Source organism: Agrobacterium sp. CG674, assembly GCF_053521645.1.
Map to the genome: position 1 here is coordinate 498,821 of NZ_JBNWDZ010000001.1, position 15,980 is coordinate 514,800.

The following is a 15,980-nucleotide window of genomic DNA, read 5'->3' on the forward strand; positions in this document are numbered from 1 at the left end:
TTGACTCATCTTCCATCTCAGTGAGATGAATGGTTAGCCAAAGCGCTTTGAGTATCTTTTCAGGCTATTGCGCCTGACAATGTGATGGGAGGTAGATCACATGAAAAAGACTTTCTGGACGACCGTGGCCGTGGCCACGTTTCTGTCGGGGGCAGCTTTCGCTGCGGAGCTGAAGTTCCAGCCCGGTGGCGATGCCAAATTCAACTGGAAAAGCTATGAGGATTTCAAGGCCGCCAATGCCAGCCTGAAGGGCGAAACGCTGACGATTTTCGGACCATGGCGCGGCGAGGACGAGGCGCTGTTCCAATCGGTGCTGGCTTATTTCACCGAGGCGACGGGCGTGAATGTACGTTACTCCTCATCGGAAAATTACGAGCAGCAGATCGTTATCGATACGCAAGCCGGTTCCCCTCCTAATGTCGCCATTCTGCCGCAGCCCGGCCTGTTGGCCGACCTTGCCGCGAAGGGCCTGCTGACGCCGCTTGGCGATGAGACAGCCAATTGGGTGAAGGAAAACTACGGCGCGGGCCAGTCCTGGGTGGATCTGGGTATTTATCCCGGCAAGAACGGACAGAAGGCTTATTTCGCATTTCCATTCAAGGCCGACCTGAAATCGCTGGTCTGGTACGTGCCTGAAAACTTTGAAGAAGCAGGCTACGAGGTTCCGAAAAGCGTGGAAGACCTCGTCAAGCTCAGCGACAAGATCGTGGCAGATGGTGGTACGCCATGGTGCATCGGTCTTGGTTCAGGTGGTGCGACCGGCTGGCCAGCCACGGACTGGGTTGAAGACTTCATGCTGCGCACTCAGCCGCTGGATGTCTACCAGAAGTGGACGACCAACGACGTCAAGTTCAACGATCCGCGCGTTGTTGCCGCCATCGAGGAATTCGGCAAATTTGCCAAGAACGACAAATATGTGAGCGGTGGCGCTGCCGCCGTTGCCTCCACCGACTTCCGCGATAGCCCCAAGGGCCTGTTCGACATTCCACCGAAGTGCTACCTGCACCGCCAGGCATCCTTCATTCCATCCTTCTTCCCGGAGGGCACCAAGGTTGGAACGGATGTGGACTTCTTCTACATGCCGACATTTGCCTCCAAGCCTGATCTCGGCACGCCGGTTCTGGGTGCCGGAACGCTGTTCACGATCACCAAGGACTCCAAGGCCTCCCGTGCTTTTGTGGAATTCCTGAAGACGCCGATTGCTCATGAAGTCTGGATGGCGCAGTCCGGCTTCCTCACACCTTACAAGGGTGTGAACCTCGACACCTATGCCAGCGAGCAGACCAAGCGTCAGGGCGAAATCCTGACCACGGCCACCAGCTTCGGCTTTGATGGTTCGGACCTGATGCCCGGCAAGATCGGTGCTGGCGCGTTCTGGACGGGCATGGTCGATTATGTCGGTGGCAAGTCTGCCCAGCAGGTTGCCGACGACATCCAGAAGGCCTGGGACGGCCTCAAGTAATCGAAAACTCCACCCGGCGGCGCTCACCCGCTGCCGGGTCGTTTCTCTCGCATGTCTCTGCCGCTACGGGGTAACGCTGTCTGGCCGGGTATGAAAACGAAATAACGGGGAGGGAATATGATGACCCAGATCGTTTCGGCGCTCGGCGTGATGATTGTCGGCGTTTTTGCCTGTGCGGCCTATTACTGGCTGTCCGACAAGGCGCTACAGTTCATTTTTCCGGTGAAAGACGGCGATGTGATCCATGCGTCGCGCAACCTCAACCGGCGCGCAGCCGTCCGCCCCTGGCTCTTCGTCGGCCCCGCACTTTTGTTGCTCATCGTCTATCTGGTTTACCCCGTGGTCGCCACCTTCATCCTGTCTTTCTATGACCGGACCGGTGACAATTTCGTCGGGCTCAACAACTACCGCTGGGCCATCTATGATGATGGTTTCCGCCAGTCCATTTTCAACAATATCCTGTGGCTGGCTGTCGTGCCCGCCGCCTGCACCTTCTTCGGCCTCGTGATTGCCGTCATGACCGACCGCATCTGGTGGGGCAATATAGCCAAATCCATCGTCTTCATGCCGATGGCCATCTCCTTCGTCGGCGCGTCCGTTATCTGGAAGTTCGTCTATGAATATCGCGGCGAGGGGCAGACGCAGATCGGCTTGCTCAACGCCATTGTCGAATATTTCGGCGGCTCTCCGGAGGTATGGATTTCCATGCCGTTCTGGAACAATTTCTTCCTCATGGTCATCCTCATCTGGATCCAGACCGGCTTTGCCATGGTCATTCTCTCGGCAGCGCTTCGCGGCATTTCCGAAGAGACCGTGGAAGCCGCTGTGATCGATGGGGCCAATGGCTGGCAGATCTTCTGGAAGATTCTCGTTCCGCAGATATGGGGCACCATTGCCGTTGTCTGGACCACCATTACCATCCTTGTTCTCAAGGTCTTCGATATCGTTCTGACGATGACCAACGGCCAATGGAACACCATGGTTCTAGCCAACCTCATGTTCGACTGGATGTTCAGAGGTGGTGGAGACAGCGGGCGCAGTGCCGTCATCGCGCTCATCATCATGGCGGCGGTCACGCCGATCATGATCTGGAACATTCGCCAGGCAAACCGTGAGATGGAGGGTCGCTGAGATGAGCATAGCAACGCGTATTCGCCGCATCGGCCTGCCACGCCTGATCGTTCACATCAGCGTCCTCTTCGTCGTTCTGCTGTGGCTTTTGCCAACGCTCGGCATTCTGGTCAGCTCGCTGCGAGACAAGGACCAGCTTGTTGTATCCGGCTGGTGGACCGCCTTTTCCAGCTCAAGCCAGACGCAGGCCACTCGCCTTGCCGACCCTGCAACGCAAAGGCAGGAGGGTGATCGTTTCATCATCTCCGGCAATGTGTTCGATGGCGCTGGCGGCAAGATTTCCGCGTTCGGTGTCAGAGTGCAAGAGCCCGAAGCCTTTCCGGCAGGGGAGACAGCCGATCTGGGTGAGGGCGAAAGCCTCCTCATCAACGAGGACGGCACCTACGAGTATAGCAAGACTGCGAGCTTTGAGGGCTCGCGCGCCAAGCGCGTCTATCTGGCCGTTTCGACACCGCCCATCTTTACGCTTGATAACTATCGCACCGTGCTTGCCTCTGAGGGCATCGGTCAGGCCTTCGTCAACTCGCTGACGGTTGCCATTCCCGCCACAGTCATCCCCATCCTGATTGCGGCTTTCGCGGCCTATGCGCTGTCATGGATGAAGTTTTCGGGCCGCTCCCTTATCATTGCCATGGTCGTCGGCCTGATCGTCGTGCCGTTGCAGATGTCGCTCATCCCGCTGTTGCAGCTGTATAACTGGATCGGCAACGTCTTCGGCGTGCCATCCAAGACCTATGCGGGCATCTGGCTGGCGCACACGGCCTTTGGTCTGCCGCTCGCCATCTATCTGCTGCGCAACTACATTTCCGGTCTGCCGAAGGAAATCATCGAAAGTGCGCGTGTGGATGGTGCCAGTGATTTTGAAATCTTCGTCAAGATCATCTTGCCGCTGTCCTTCCCGGCGCTTGCATCCTTCTCGATCTTCCAGTTCCTCTGGACATGGAACGACCTTCTGGTTGCCATGGTCTTCCTGGGAACGCAGAAGGACGAGCTGGTGCTGACGGGCGCGCTCAATGCTCTGCTGGGCTCTCGCGGCGGCAACTGGGAAATCCTTACCGCCTCGGCCTTCGTAACCATCGTCGTGCCGCTCTGCGTTTTCTTCGCTCTCCAACGCTACCTTGTGCGCGGGCTGCTTTCCGGCTCGGTCAAGGGAGGCTGATTAACATGACTGCCCATACCAAACAGGATACTGAAATGACGACTTCTACTCTCGTGCGCGACAAGGATTGGTGGCGCGGTGCCGTGATCTACCAGATCTATCCGCGCTCCTATCAGGACAGCAACGGCGATGGCATTGGCGATCTCAAGGGCATCACATCGCGCCTGGAGCACATTTCAAAGCTCGGCGCAGATGCGATCTGGATTTCTCCGTTCTTCACCTCTCCGATGAAGGATTTCGGCTACGACGTGTCCAACTATGTCGATGTCGACCCGATGTTCGGCACGCTGGCGGATTTCGACGGGCTGATCGCCGAGGCGCACCGTCTTGGTATCCGCGTCATGATCGACCTCGTTTTGTCGCACACGTCGGATCAGCATCCGTGGTTCGTGCAAAGCCGTTCCAGCCGCCAGAACCCGAAGGCTGACTGGTATGTCTGGAGCGATGGCAAGCCGGATGGCACGCCGCCCAACAACTGGCTCTCCATTTTCGGGGGCTCCGGCTGGCAGTGGGATCCGACGCGCATGCAATATTACATGCACAACTTCCTCACATCGCAGCCTGATCTCAATCTGCACAATGAAGATGTGCAGCAGGAGTTGCTGAACATCACCCGCTTCTGGCTGGAGCGTGGTGTCGATGGCTTCCGTCTGGATACGATCAACTTCTATTTCCACGACAAGGAACTGCGCAACAATCCGGCGCTCGCACCGGAACGCCGCAATGCCTCGACCGCCCCAGCCGTGAATCCCTATAATTTTCAGGAACACATCTACGACAAGAACCGCCCGGAAAACATCGCATTCCTGAAGCGCTTCCGCGCTGTCCTCGATGAGTTCCCGGATATCGCAGCCGTGGGCGAGGTGGGTGATAGCCAGCGCGGGCTTGAGATCGTCGGTGAATATACGTCCGGCGATGACAAGATGCAGATGTGCTACGCCTTCGAGTTTCTGGCGCCGGATGCGCTGACGCCGCAGCGTGTGGCCGATGTGCAGGCAGATTTTGCCCGCGCCGCGCCAGAGGGCTGGGCTTGCTGGGCCTTTTCCAATCATGACGTCGTGCGCCATGTCAGCCGCTGGGGCGATGTGGTGGAAGACAAGGATGCTTTCGCCAAGGTGCTGGCTGCACTGTTGATGACGCAGCGCGGATCGGTCTGCATTTACGAGGGCGAAGAGCTCGGCCTGACCGAAGCCGATATCGCATTCGACGATCTGCAGGATCCCTACGGCATTCAGTTCTGGCCGGAGTTCAAGGGGCGCGACGGTTGCCGCACGCCGATGGTCTGGGATGCGGGCCATGCGCTGGCAGGTTTCTCGACAGCCGATAAGGGCTGGCTTCCGATTCCCCCTGAGCACAAGCAGCGTGCCGTCAGCGCCCAGCAGGGTGATGAGACATCGGTGCTGGAGCACTACCGCCGCTTCCTTGCCTTCCGCAAACAGCACCCGGCCTTTGCCAAGGGAAGCATTGCGTTTCAGCCGGTTGAGGGAACCGTTTCCAGCTACACGCGCACGCTGGGCAACGAGACCGTGGTCTGCCTGTTCAACCTTTCCGCAGAACCATCCACAGCACAGCTGCCGGATGGCAACTGGGAGGTTCTCGAGGGCCATGGCTTCTCGGCTGAACTTGATGGCAAGACCGTTGCACTACCGGCATGGGGCGCATTCTTCGCCCGTTACGCCTGACATCATACGAGGGAGGAACACCGCATGACTGGTCTCGTTCTCAAGGATATCCGCAAGGCCTATGGCCAGGTCAAAGTCCTGCACGGCATTGATCTGGAGATCAAACAAGGCGAATTCATTGTTTTCGTCGGCCCTTCCGGCTGCGGTAAATCCACGCTGCTGCGCATGATTGCCGGGTTGGAGGAGATCACTGGCGGCGAGATGTATATTGACGGGCAACTGGTCAACGAAATCCCGCCTTCGCGGCGGGGCATCGCCATGGTCTTCCAGTCCTATGCTCTTTATCCGCACATGACGGTTTACGACAACATGGCCTTCGGTATGCGGATCGCTAAGGAGAACAAGCAGGAAATCGACCGTCGCGTCCGTGCTGCGGCCGACATTCTGCAATTGACGCAATATCTGGAGCGTCTGCCCAAAGCCTTGTCCGGTGGCCAGCGCCAGCGCGTTGCCATCGGTCGCGCCATCTGCCGCAACCCCAAGGTCTTCCTGTTCGATGAGCCGCTGTCCAACCTCGATGCGGCCCTGCGTGTGGCCACCCGTATCGAAATCGCCAAGCTTGGCGAGCAGATGGCGGATACGACGATGATCTATGTCACCCATGACCAGGTCGAAGCCATGACGCTGGCCGACCGTATCGTTGTTCTCAACGGCGGCCGTGTGGAGCAGGTGGGCGCACCGCTGGATCTCTATGAAAACCCCGGCAATCTCTTCGTGGCGAAGTTCATCGGATCTCCAGCCATGAACATCATCCCCGCAACCATCAAAAACTCGGGCGCACAGACGGCCATTGAGCTTGTTGGTGGAAAGACGCTTTCGGTCAATATTTCGACCCCGACTGGTGAGGACGGCAAAGCGGCATCCTTCGGCGTGCGACCGGAGGATTTGTCCGTTGTCACGGGTGACGATTACCTGTTTGAGGGCAAGGTTTCCATCGTCGAGGCACTCGGCGAAGTGACCCTGCTTTACCTCGAAGCCCCTGATGGTCAGGAGCCGATTATCGTGAAAATTCCGGGCATTGCCCAGGCCAAAAAAGGTCAGCTTTTGCGCTTCTCGGCACCGCTTGAAAAGTTGCATCTGTTTGATGCGCAAGGCCAGACATATCGCCGCTGAATGGGCTTCTGAAACGCCTTCTTAATCATAGAAAGAGGGCGCTCAATCATACATTTGTATTTTCATGCTTATGAAAATACATTGCTATCAATAGTTTGATATGCTTGAGATCGTCCTTTTAAAGCTTGCCTTGGCTTGTCCACAGCCGCAAACGACATGTGTTTCATATCGAAACGAGGAGATAAATTCTTAAGACCTTCTGGCTAGTCTTTTTTCTCAAATAATGAAAAGGGATGACGAAATTGAACGCCCGGGCAGACATCGGCAAACCGAGCTATCTCAGCAAGGAAGAATCTTTCATGTACGACCGCGAGGGGCGGTTTAAGATGGAAGATACGATGAATGCTGCACGCATCGAATATACCGAAAAAGCCGTGATGAATATGGCCTCACGCCGGTGCGATGTCGTCAAGATTTCCCAGTCCGAAGCCGTGCTGGCGCTTCTAACCCAGTACAATCTGCCCCAGCAATTCTATCTCGATATTCCCGACGCCCGCATCACCAAGATTGGTTGCGTGTTGTTGAAGGTCAATCCCAACAACACGATCCACGTTCGCTTCCTGCATATTCTGAGCAAGAAGGATATGGACCGGATTTTCGTCTTCAGCACGCATCCGCAGCACCGTGACCGCAAGCTCGATATCCGGGCCTGGTAACGCCAGTATCCTAAGGCTGATATCAGCCGTATAGGCGAGGCGTGCCGATTTTGAACCACGCCTTGGCAATCTTGCCTTCCGAAATTTCATAGATACAGATGACGTCAAGCTCTCCGGGACCAACGGGGAAGGTGCGTGTCACTGTTTCATGGTCGATAACCGTGTTGCCGAGCACCATGCGGTGGAGCAACCTGCCATTCAGGTTCGGCTCCTTGAACCGCTCCACATGTCGTTCACGGATCTCGTCAGCCGTTTTGGCCAAAAGCATATCGGGAAACAGGTAGTAGTGGCAATCGTCTGCCCACCACGGCATGAAGGCGTCAATGTCACGCGCATTATACGCCTCCAGCTGCATCTGAACTGGATAGGCGACCTCTGTCGGGTCTACCATTGTCAGCTCGCGAACACGCTAGCACCCTGGTCAGCCGGGCCGACACTGCGACGGAATGGCGCGAACAGCTCGCGGCCCATGCCCCATTCATTCTCGGAGAGATCGGCCGTCGCGGGCTCACGGGCCGAAAGCTCTGCATCCGATACCAGAACCTGAATGGTGCCTGTAATGGCGTCGAGCCGGATGATATCGCCATCCTTGATGCGGGAAATCGGTCCACAATCGACAGCCTCAGGGGTCATGTGAATGGCGGCGGGCACCTTGCCTGACGCGCCGGACATGCGACCGTCTGTGACCAAGGCCACCTTGAAGCCGCGGTCCTGCAACACGCCGAGCGGTGGCGTCAGCTGGTGCAGCTCCGGCATGCCATTGGCCTTCGGGCCCTGGAAGCGCACCACAGCCACGAAATCGCGGTTCAGCTTGCCTTCCTTGAACGCCGTTTGCAGGCTCTGCTGATCATGGAAGATGATCGCCGGTGCTTCGATGATATGCCGTTCCGGCTTGACTGCCGAGATCTTGATGACGGCCTTACCGAGATTGCCGGTCAGCATTTTCAGGCCGCCGCTTGGCTGGAAAGGCGTTTCGACGCTGGCGAGAACCTTTGGGTCATGGCTGACATCAGGTGATGGGCTGCGCGTCACGCCGCCCTTCTCATCCAGCGTCGGCTCGATCGTGTAGGCTTCAAGCCCCTGACCGAAGACGGTGCGGACATCATCATGCACCAAGCCCTGCTTCAGCAGCTGCTTGATGAGGAAGCCCATGCCACCGGCTGCGTGGAAGTGGTTCACATCCGCCAGACCATTGGGGTAAACGCGGGCCAGAAGCGGCACCACGTCTGAGAGGTCGGAAATATCCTGCCATGTCAGCACGATGCCTGCGGCACGCGCCATGGCGATGAGGTGCAGCGTGTGGTTGGTGGAGCCTCCGGTGGCGTGCAGACCGACGACGCCGTTGACCACTGAACGCTCATCGATCATTTCGCCCGCTGGCGTGAACTCGTTGCCCTGCGCAGTGATTGCCAGCGCCCGCTTGGTCGCTTCACGCGTCAGCGCGTCGCGCAGAGGCGTACCCGGATTGATGAAGGACGATCCGGGCATGTGGAAGCCCATGATTTCCATCAGCATCTGGTTGGAATTGGCCGTGCCATAGAAGGTGCAGGTGCCGGGGCCGTGGTAGGATTTGGACTCTGCCTCCAGCAGTTCAGCGCGGCCGACCTTGCCTTCGGCATAAAGCTGGCGAATGCGAGACTTCTCGTCATTCGGCAGACCAGATGTCATCGGTCCAGCTGGAATGAAGATGGAGGGCAGATGACCGAAAGAGAGCGCCGCAATGACGAGGCCTGGGACGATCTTGTCACAGACACCGAGAAACACGGCGGCATCGAACATGTTGTGCGAGAGGCCGATACCCGCCGACATGGCAATCGCATCGCGCGAAAACAGCGACAGCTCCATGCCTGGCTGACCTTGCGTCACGCCATCGCACATGGCTGGCACCGCACCGGCAACCTGCGCAATGCCACCCGCTTCCTTGGCCGCATCGCGGATGATGGACGGGTAGATCTCGAAGGGCTGATGCGCCGACAGCATGTCGTTGTAAGCGGTGATGATGCCCAGATTTCCAACCCGGTCGCCGGCAAGGATATCCTTGTCGGCGGGGGAACAGACTGCAAATCCGTGCGCAAGATTGGCGCAGGACAGAACGGAACGGTGCACACCCTTGGTTAGCTGGAGACGAAGCCTTTCGAGATAGATCTCGCGGTAAGGTTTCGAGCGCTCGACGATACGGGCTGTAATTGCCTGAATACGCGGGTCGGCAGCCATGGGCGTGTATCCTGTCCTTTAGTGGAACATCGGCCAGGCACCTGGGAATGCCAGCCGGTGTTCATGTTGCTGTTTCAAGCGTGGGGCTTATGGCGCCCAGTAGATCTGAACGGGCGATTCCGCGCGGTTGAGCACGGCCCGCACAGGCATGTCTTCCTCGTCCAGATCGGACTTTGCCTTGTCGAGCGTTTCCTTCTTTGCCGCACCTTCGATGTGCAGCACGAGCAAGCGTGCGTCGTGAAGTGCCGAAAGATTGAACGTCAGGCGCTCTTCACCGGCAGTTTCTGCGCTCATTGGCAGAACCGAACGCTCTTCATCGAGATCGAGCGCCTCTTCCAGATTGTCTCCGCCGGGGAAAAACGAAGCCGTGTGGCCATCCGTACCCATGCCGAGGACGACAACGTCGAAGGGATCGCAGATCGCTTCTGTCTTCACCGTTGCAAGCGTTGCAGCGTCTTCCGGCGTGGCGAAGAATTGATAGAGCGGCACGAAATAGGCGTAGGTCGCGGCGTTCTGCAGCAGGTGGTCTGCCACCAGCTTGTGGTTGGAACGGTCGCTTTCCGGTGGCACGAACCGCTCGTCCACCAGCGTTACGCTGATGTTCTTCCAGTCCAGCTCATGCTTGGACAGTTCCTGAAAGAACAGCTTGGGTGTCGAGCCGCCGGAGAGGGCAATACTTGCCGTCCCACGCTCGGAAAGCCCGCGCTCCAGACGCTCGGCCACATCCTTTGCCAGCGTTTGCGCCAGTTCACGGCCGTTTGCGAAGATATGCTCCTGTGCGATCATTGCATATCCCCTTAATCGGCTTCGTGCCATGTGCGGCCGTCACGCTCGATCAGCGCGATGGAACCGCTTGGTCCCCATGTGCCCGACGTGTAGCCCTGTACGCCCTGATTGACGGCTTCCCAGCTTTTGAGAATAGGATCGACCCATTTCCATGCCGCTTCCACTTCATCGCGGCGCATGAACAGCGCCTGATTGGAGCGGATCGTATCCATCAATAGGCGCTCATAAGCGTCTGGGCTGCGCACGTTAAACGCTTGCGCAAAGCTCATATCCAGCGAAACCTGACGCAGGCGCATGCCGCCCGGACCCGGATCCTTGATGAGAAGCGACTGCTTGACGCCTTCATCCGGTTGCAGGCGAATGACCAGCTTGTTGGCTTCGATCTTGCCTGCCGCATCATCGAAAATCGAATGCGGGATCTGCTTGAAGGTGACGACGATTTCAGACACACGCGAGGCCAGACGCTTGCCGGTGCGGATGTAGAAGGGCACGCCCGCCCAGCGCCAATTGGCGATTTCAGCCTTGATGGCAACGAAGGTTTCCGTGTTGGAAACGCCGCCTTCGAGCTCTTCCAGATAGCCCTTCACTGGACCGCCAGCAGACGCACCCGCGCGGTACTGGCCGCGCACGGTCAGCTTCTCGACATTGGACTGGTCGATCAGTTTCAGCGAACGAAGAACTTTCACCTTCTCGTCACGCACGGCTTCCGCATCCATGGAGGAGGGGGGTTCCATTGCAACCAGGCACAGCAATTGTAGAATATGGTTCTGGACCATATCACGCAGCGCACCGGCCTTGTCGTAATATCCAGCGCGGCCTTCAAGCCCGACGGATTCGGCAACAGTGATCTGCACATGATCGATATGGGCGGAGTTCCACAGAGGCTCATAGAGCGCATTGGCAAAGCGCAGCACCATTAGGTTCTGCACGGTTTCCTTGCCGAGATAGTGGTCGATACGGAAGATCTGCTCTTCCTTGAAGACGTTGCCCAGCGTGTCGTTGAGTTCAAGCGCGGAAGCCAGATCGCGGCCAATCGGCTTTTCAACGACGATGCGCGTGGACTTGGTAATCAGCTTGTGGTCACGAATCTTGAAGGCGATATCGCCGAAAATGCCGGGAGCAACGGCCAGATAGAAAGCGCGGATACGGTCCTTGCCTTCGTCCAGAAGCTTTTTCAGCTTGTCCCAGCCACCATCAGACTTGGCATCGACAGGAATATAGAACAGGCGGGCGCAGAATTTCGCGACCTGCTCGTCATCATATTCGCCCTTCTTCAAATGCTCCTTGAGAGCATCCTGAGCGAATTTGCGGTATTCGTCATGGGTCATTACCGAACGGGAAGCACCGATGATGCGTGTTGGCTCTGACAGCTGGTTTTCCACCTGCCGGTGGTAGAGAGCTGGCAAAAGCTTACGCTCGGCCAGGTCGCCAGTGCCGCCAAAAACGACGCAATCGAAGGGCTCTACTGGAATGATTTGACTGCTCATACCGATTCTCTCGATCTCTCATGTGTTGAAGGCATCCATAATCTAATCGATTTAAAAATGCCAGATGTGTTGGAAAAAAATATGGTTTTTGCTTTTAAGACGTTGTTTATGCTGCGTTAACCTTCGCCGCGCCAATATTTCCCGCTTGCTGCATCAGAACCTGTCTCGCAATGCGTACCACGAAAGCGCCAGAAACAGCAGCGGTGCCCGCATTGCCGAGCCGCCCGGAAATGACGGCACGTCGAGCGACGAGAACTGCTCCAGCGCCCGGTCTTTAGAGACGACCATATCCGCATAGAGCTTGCCGCAATAATTCGACAGCATCACACCATGGCCGGAATAACCGCCGATGGACATCACGCCGGGCATGACTTCGCGCACGAAGGGCTGACGATTGAGCGTGATACCAACGGACCCACCCCAGGCATGCGTCATCTCGATAGCATCAAGGGCTGGATAGATTTCCGCGATCTGCTTGCGAATATGCCTGGAGATGTCCCGCGGGGAATCGGCCGTATAGGCCTCCCGTCCGCCAAACAGCAGGCGATTATCCGGCGTCTTGCGGAAATAACGCACCACGAAACGACTGTCCGCGACGGCTTCTTTCCCCGGAATGATATCAGGAAATTCATCCAGCGGCACCGTCGCGCCGATGAAGGAGCGGATGGGCATGACGTGGGCTGCCGTCACCGGCTCCAGATTGCCGATATGGGCATTGGTTGCGATGAGAACCCGGCTTGCGGTGATCGTGCCGGATGGCGTTTCGATCAGCGTCTTGCCGCCCGTCTGCTTGATGGATTTGGCAGGCGTCATCTCGAAAATCTGCGCGCCCGCAGCATGAGCTGCCTTGGCCAGACCCGCGATGAGCTTCAGCGGATGGATGTGGCCAGTGCCGGTGTCGCGAACGCCAAAATGGTAATGATCGGAACCCAGCCTCTGCTCTGTCTCGGCCTTTTCCATGAAGGAAACTTGGGCGTAGCCATAGCGACTGCGCATGGCCTCGACGCTGTCGCGATAGGTCTTTTCATAGCTTTTCTTGTGCAGGACATTCAGCTGTCCCGGTAGAAACTCCATGTCGATGCCATGGTCGCGGGCAAAATCCAGCACGTAATGTTTTGCACCTTCGGCAATGTCGAACAGCGCCTTGGAACGCTCGAAGCCGACCTGCTTTTCCATCTCGTCCGGCCAGGCCCGCTGCCCGCTGCCGAACTGGCCGCCATTGCGCCCGGAAGCGCCATCACCAAAGCGGCACCCTTCCACAAGCACTACGGAAATGCCCGCCTTGGCCAGATTATAGGCGGCTTGCAGTCCGGTGAAACCGCCGCCGATGACGGCACAATCCACCGTGCGGGAACCATCCATGGCTGGATATTGCGGCCTTTCGCCAAGGCTATCCTGATACCAGGACATGCCGGGCGCTATCGGGCTTTGCCATGTCATGCGCAAACCCTCATACGTTCAACAGCAGGAATTCCCGCTCCCAAGGGCTGATCACCTGCATGAAGGTCTCGAACTCGCCACGCTTCAGACCGGCGTAAAGCCCCACGAACTCATGCCCGAAGACCCGCTCCAGCTGTGGCTCGCCTTCCAGCAACGCCACCGCCTCCAACAGGCCGCGCGGCAGTTCGATGGAGCCTTCGTTGGCTGTCTCATAGGTCGGCTCGGTCGGCTCAATATTGTTCATGATGCCAAGCCAGCCGCAGGCAAGCGATGCCGCGATGGCCAGATAGGGGTTGGCATCGGAGCTGGGCAGACGGTTTTCCACGCGCCGCGCCGAAGGGCCTGATATCGGAACGCGAAATGCGGTCGTGCGGTTATCATAGCCCCAGGCATTGTTGACCGGGCAGGCCATGTCTGGCGTCAGGCGGCGGTAGGAGTTCACGTAAGGCGCCAGCATGACCAGCGCGTTTGGCACATAACGCTGCATGCCGCCGACGAAGGAGAAGAATTCCTTGGATGGGCTGCCATCCTTGTTGGAAAACACATTGTCACCAGTCTCGATATCCACCACCGACTGGTGAATGTGCATGGCGGAGCCGGGCATGCCCTGCATGGGCTTTGCCATAAAGGTGGCATAGATGCCGTGTTTCAACGCCGCTTCACGAATGGTGCGCTTGAACAGGAAGACCTGATCCGCAAGCTCGATGGGGTCGCCATGGCGAAGGTTGATTTCCAGCTGCGCCGGACCTTCTTCATGGATCAGCGTATCGATCTCCAGCCCCTGCTTTTCCGAGAAGTGATAGATATCGTCGATCAATTCGTCGAATTCGTTGATGCCGGCAATCGAATAGCTCTGGCCGCCGACGATGGAACGGCCCGAGCGACCCTTTGGCGGATGCAGCGGATAATCGGGGTCGTCATTCATGGCGACCAGATAGAACTCGATTTCTGGGGCAACGACCGGCTTCCAGCCCTTTTCCTTGTAAAGGTCGAGCACGTTTCTCAGCACGTTGCGCGGCGTGTAGGGAACGAAATTGCCTTCCTGATCCACGACATCGCAGATGACCTGCGCGGTGGGGTCACTTTCCCACGGCACGACGCAGAGCGTGGAAAGATCGGGCACCAGCTTCAGGTCGCTATCGCGCGGCTCATAACGGAAGTTTGCCGTTTCGTCAGGATATTCGCCAGAAATCGTGTGACGGTAAAGGGCGGATGGCAGCGCCAGCGATGTATCGCCGGTGAACTTGGATGTCGGCATCATCTTGCCGCGCGGAACGCCTGCAAGGTCGGGCGTGATGCACTCGATGTCCTCGATGCCACGGGCTTTCAGCCATTGCGCAGCTTCCCGCCATGTGGCGCAACCACGTGTGGGCGAGACGTCAACGGGTATCTTCTTTGCCATGGTTGCCGGTTTTTTGGGACGGAGCATGGTTTTCTTGGAAGGCATAAATCACCGGCTTTGTGTTTCGATTGGCACTATCATAGCCAGACTTTGGCAATTGGCAAAAGGGTAAAGCGCCATTGACATCAGGCCTGACTTCGAAAAGAGGAAGTACACCGAAACTAGGGAAACTCCATGACGGAAAAATGTAACGTGCTGATATTGGGTGCGGGGGCAGCTGGCATGATGTGTGCCATCCGTGCCGGTCAGCGTGGTCGCTCCGTCATTCTCATCGATCACGCCAAGGCGCCGGGCGAGAAAATCCGCATTTCTGGCGGCGGGCGCTGCAACTTTACCAATGTGCACACCAGCCCGAAGAACTATCTGTCCAGCAATCCGCATTTCGCCAAATCCGCGCTGGCGCGCTACACGCCGCGCGATTTCATAGGCCTTGTGGAGAAACATCGCATTGCCTTCCATGAAAAGGCGCTAGGCCAATTGTTTTGCGATGACAGTGCCAAGGATATCATCCGCATGCTGCTTGGTGAAATGCAGGCGGTTGGTGCAAAGCTTAGGCTGCAAACCGAGATCTCCTCGGTGGAAGCCATCGGCACCGGGGGCTTCAGGGTTTCAACATCGGCGGGAGTGATCGAAGCGGATAGTCTGGTCATCGCCACCGGCGGAAAATCCATTCCGAAAATGGGCGCGACCGGCTTTGCCTACCGCGTGGCCGAACAGTTCGGATTGCCTATCATTGAAACACGACCTGGCCTTGTGCCGCTAACGCTTGATCCGGCCGCGCTGGAAAAGCTCGCACCACTGTCAGGCATTGCTGTTCCTGCCGAGCTTTCGCATGGAAAGACATCGTTCAAAGAGGCGCTGCTGTTCACGCATCGAGGCCTGAGCGGCCCCGCAATTCTGCAAATCTCATCCTTCTGGCGCGAGGGTGACGAGATTAGCCTCAAGATGGAGCCGGAACTTGACGTCATCGGCCATCTGAAGGCCGCGAAAAAGACGAATGGCCGCCAGTCCGCCCAGACGGCATTGGGAGATATTCTGCCCAAGCGTCTGGCGCAGCATGTTACCGAGCGAGCAGGGGTTACTGGCAATCTGGGAGATATGTCGGACAAGACTTTGGGGGCGCTGGCTGCCGCCGTGCAGGAATGGTCCATAAAACCATCAGGGTCTGAAGGATATCGCACCGCTGAGGTCACATTGGGCGGCGTCGATACCACCCATCTCGATTCCAGGACCATGCAGGCGAAGGCCGTGCCGTGCCTCTATTTCATCGGCGAATGTGTTGACGTTACGGGTTGGCTGGGCGGCTATAATTTCCAGTGGGCATGGGCATCCGGCCACGCGGCTGGAGAATCTGTGTGAAGCTTCGACATCTTAATGCCATATTAAGAGACGCGGAGTCATGCTGATCGAATGCCAGCACAACGCAAGTTGATACATGATGTCCCGCT

13 protein-coding genes are annotated in these 15,980 nt (G+C 57.5%); 7 read left to right on the forward strand and 6 right to left on the reverse strand.

Features of this window, described 5'->3' with window-relative positions:
- Positions 1–100 precede the first annotated feature (100 nt).
- From ACQZ51_RS02415 to ACQZ51_RS02440, 6 genes are all read left to right on the forward strand, one after another.
- A complete protein-coding gene (locus tag ACQZ51_RS02415; RefSeq protein ID WP_448774940.1) occupies positions 101–1,462 on the forward strand; it encodes an ABC transporter substrate-binding protein in 1,362 nt (453 codons plus the stop codon).
- A 117-nt stretch (positions 1,463–1,579) separates the two neighbouring features.
- The gene (locus ACQZ51_RS02420) at positions 1,580–2,593 is read left to right on the forward strand and encodes a carbohydrate ABC transporter permease (RefSeq protein WP_448774942.1); all 1,014 of its coding nucleotides are present in this window, start codon (positions 1,580–1,582) and stop codon (positions 2,591–2,593) included.
- A 1-nt stretch (position 2,594) separates the two neighbouring features.
- Positions 2,595–3,752 (forward strand): carbohydrate ABC transporter permease, encoded by a 1,158-nt coding sequence (locus ACQZ51_RS02425; protein ID WP_448774944.1) that lies wholly within the window; start codon positions 2,595–2,597, stop codon positions 3,750–3,752.
- 5 nt (positions 3,753–3,757) lie between these two features.
- Positions 3,758–5,434, forward strand: a complete 1,677-nt coding sequence (gene bglA, locus ACQZ51_RS02430; RefSeq protein WP_448774945.1) for a beta-galactosidase BglA — start codon at positions 3,758–3,760, stop codon at positions 5,432–5,434.
- Between the two features lie 24 nt (positions 5,435–5,458).
- Positions 5,459–6,547 carry an ABC transporter ATP-binding protein gene (locus ACQZ51_RS02435; protein WP_448774947.1) on the forward strand — a complete coding sequence of 363 codons (1,089 nt, stop codon included), beginning with the start codon at positions 5,459–5,461 and terminating at the stop codon, positions 6,545–6,547.
- 299 nt (positions 6,548–6,846) lie between these two features.
- On the forward strand, positions 6,847–7,203 hold the full coding sequence (locus ACQZ51_RS02440) for a hypothetical protein (protein ID WP_448775735.1): 357 nt from the start codon (positions 6,847–6,849) through the stop codon (positions 7,201–7,203).
- 22 nt (positions 7,204–7,225) lie between these two features.
- On the opposite strand, the gene ACQZ51_RS02445 is transcribed toward ACQZ51_RS02440, so the two are convergent.
- The 6 genes from ACQZ51_RS02445 to ACQZ51_RS02470 all read right to left on the reverse strand — a co-directional run bounded on the left by ACQZ51_RS02445 (position 7,226) and on the right by ACQZ51_RS02470 (position 14,577).
- Positions 7,226–7,594: a nuclear transport factor 2 family protein gene (locus ACQZ51_RS02445; protein ID WP_448774948.1), complete on the reverse strand. Its 369-nt coding sequence runs from the start codon at positions 7,592–7,594 to the stop codon at positions 7,226–7,228.
- A 2-nt stretch (positions 7,595–7,596) separates the two neighbouring features.
- Entirely contained in the window at positions 7,597–9,417 is a 1,821-nt protein-coding gene (gene edd, locus ACQZ51_RS02450; protein ID WP_448774950.1) for a phosphogluconate dehydratase, read from the reverse strand.
- Positions 9,418–9,504: 87 nt separating this feature from the next.
- On the reverse strand, positions 9,505–10,203 hold the full coding sequence (pgl, locus tag ACQZ51_RS02455) for a 6-phosphogluconolactonase (RefSeq protein WP_448774951.1): 699 nt from the start codon (positions 10,201–10,203) through the stop codon (positions 9,505–9,507).
- Between the two features lie 11 nt (positions 10,204–10,214).
- On the reverse strand, positions 10,215–11,690 hold the full coding sequence (gene zwf, locus ACQZ51_RS02460; protein ID WP_448774953.1) for a glucose-6-phosphate dehydrogenase: 1,476 nt from the start codon (positions 11,688–11,690) through the stop codon (positions 10,215–10,217).
- Between the two features lie 153 nt (positions 11,691–11,843).
- Entirely contained in the window at positions 11,844–13,130 is a 1,287-nt protein-coding gene (locus tag ACQZ51_RS02465; RefSeq protein ID WP_448774955.1) for an NAD(P)/FAD-dependent oxidoreductase, read from the reverse strand.
- Between the two features lie 10 nt (positions 13,131–13,140).
- The gene (locus tag ACQZ51_RS02470) at positions 13,141–14,577 is read right to left on the reverse strand and encodes a glutamine synthetase family protein (RefSeq protein WP_042619070.1); all 1,437 of its coding nucleotides are present in this window, start codon (positions 14,575–14,577) and stop codon (positions 13,141–13,143) included.
- 129 nt (positions 14,578–14,706) lie between these two features.
- On the opposite strand from ACQZ51_RS02470, the gene ACQZ51_RS02475 reads away from it, so the two are divergent.
- A complete protein-coding gene (locus ACQZ51_RS02475) occupies positions 14,707–15,891 on the forward strand; it encodes an NAD(P)/FAD-dependent oxidoreductase (RefSeq protein WP_448774956.1) in 1,185 nt (394 codons plus the stop codon).
- The last annotated feature ends 89 nt before the right edge of the window (positions 15,892–15,980 follow it).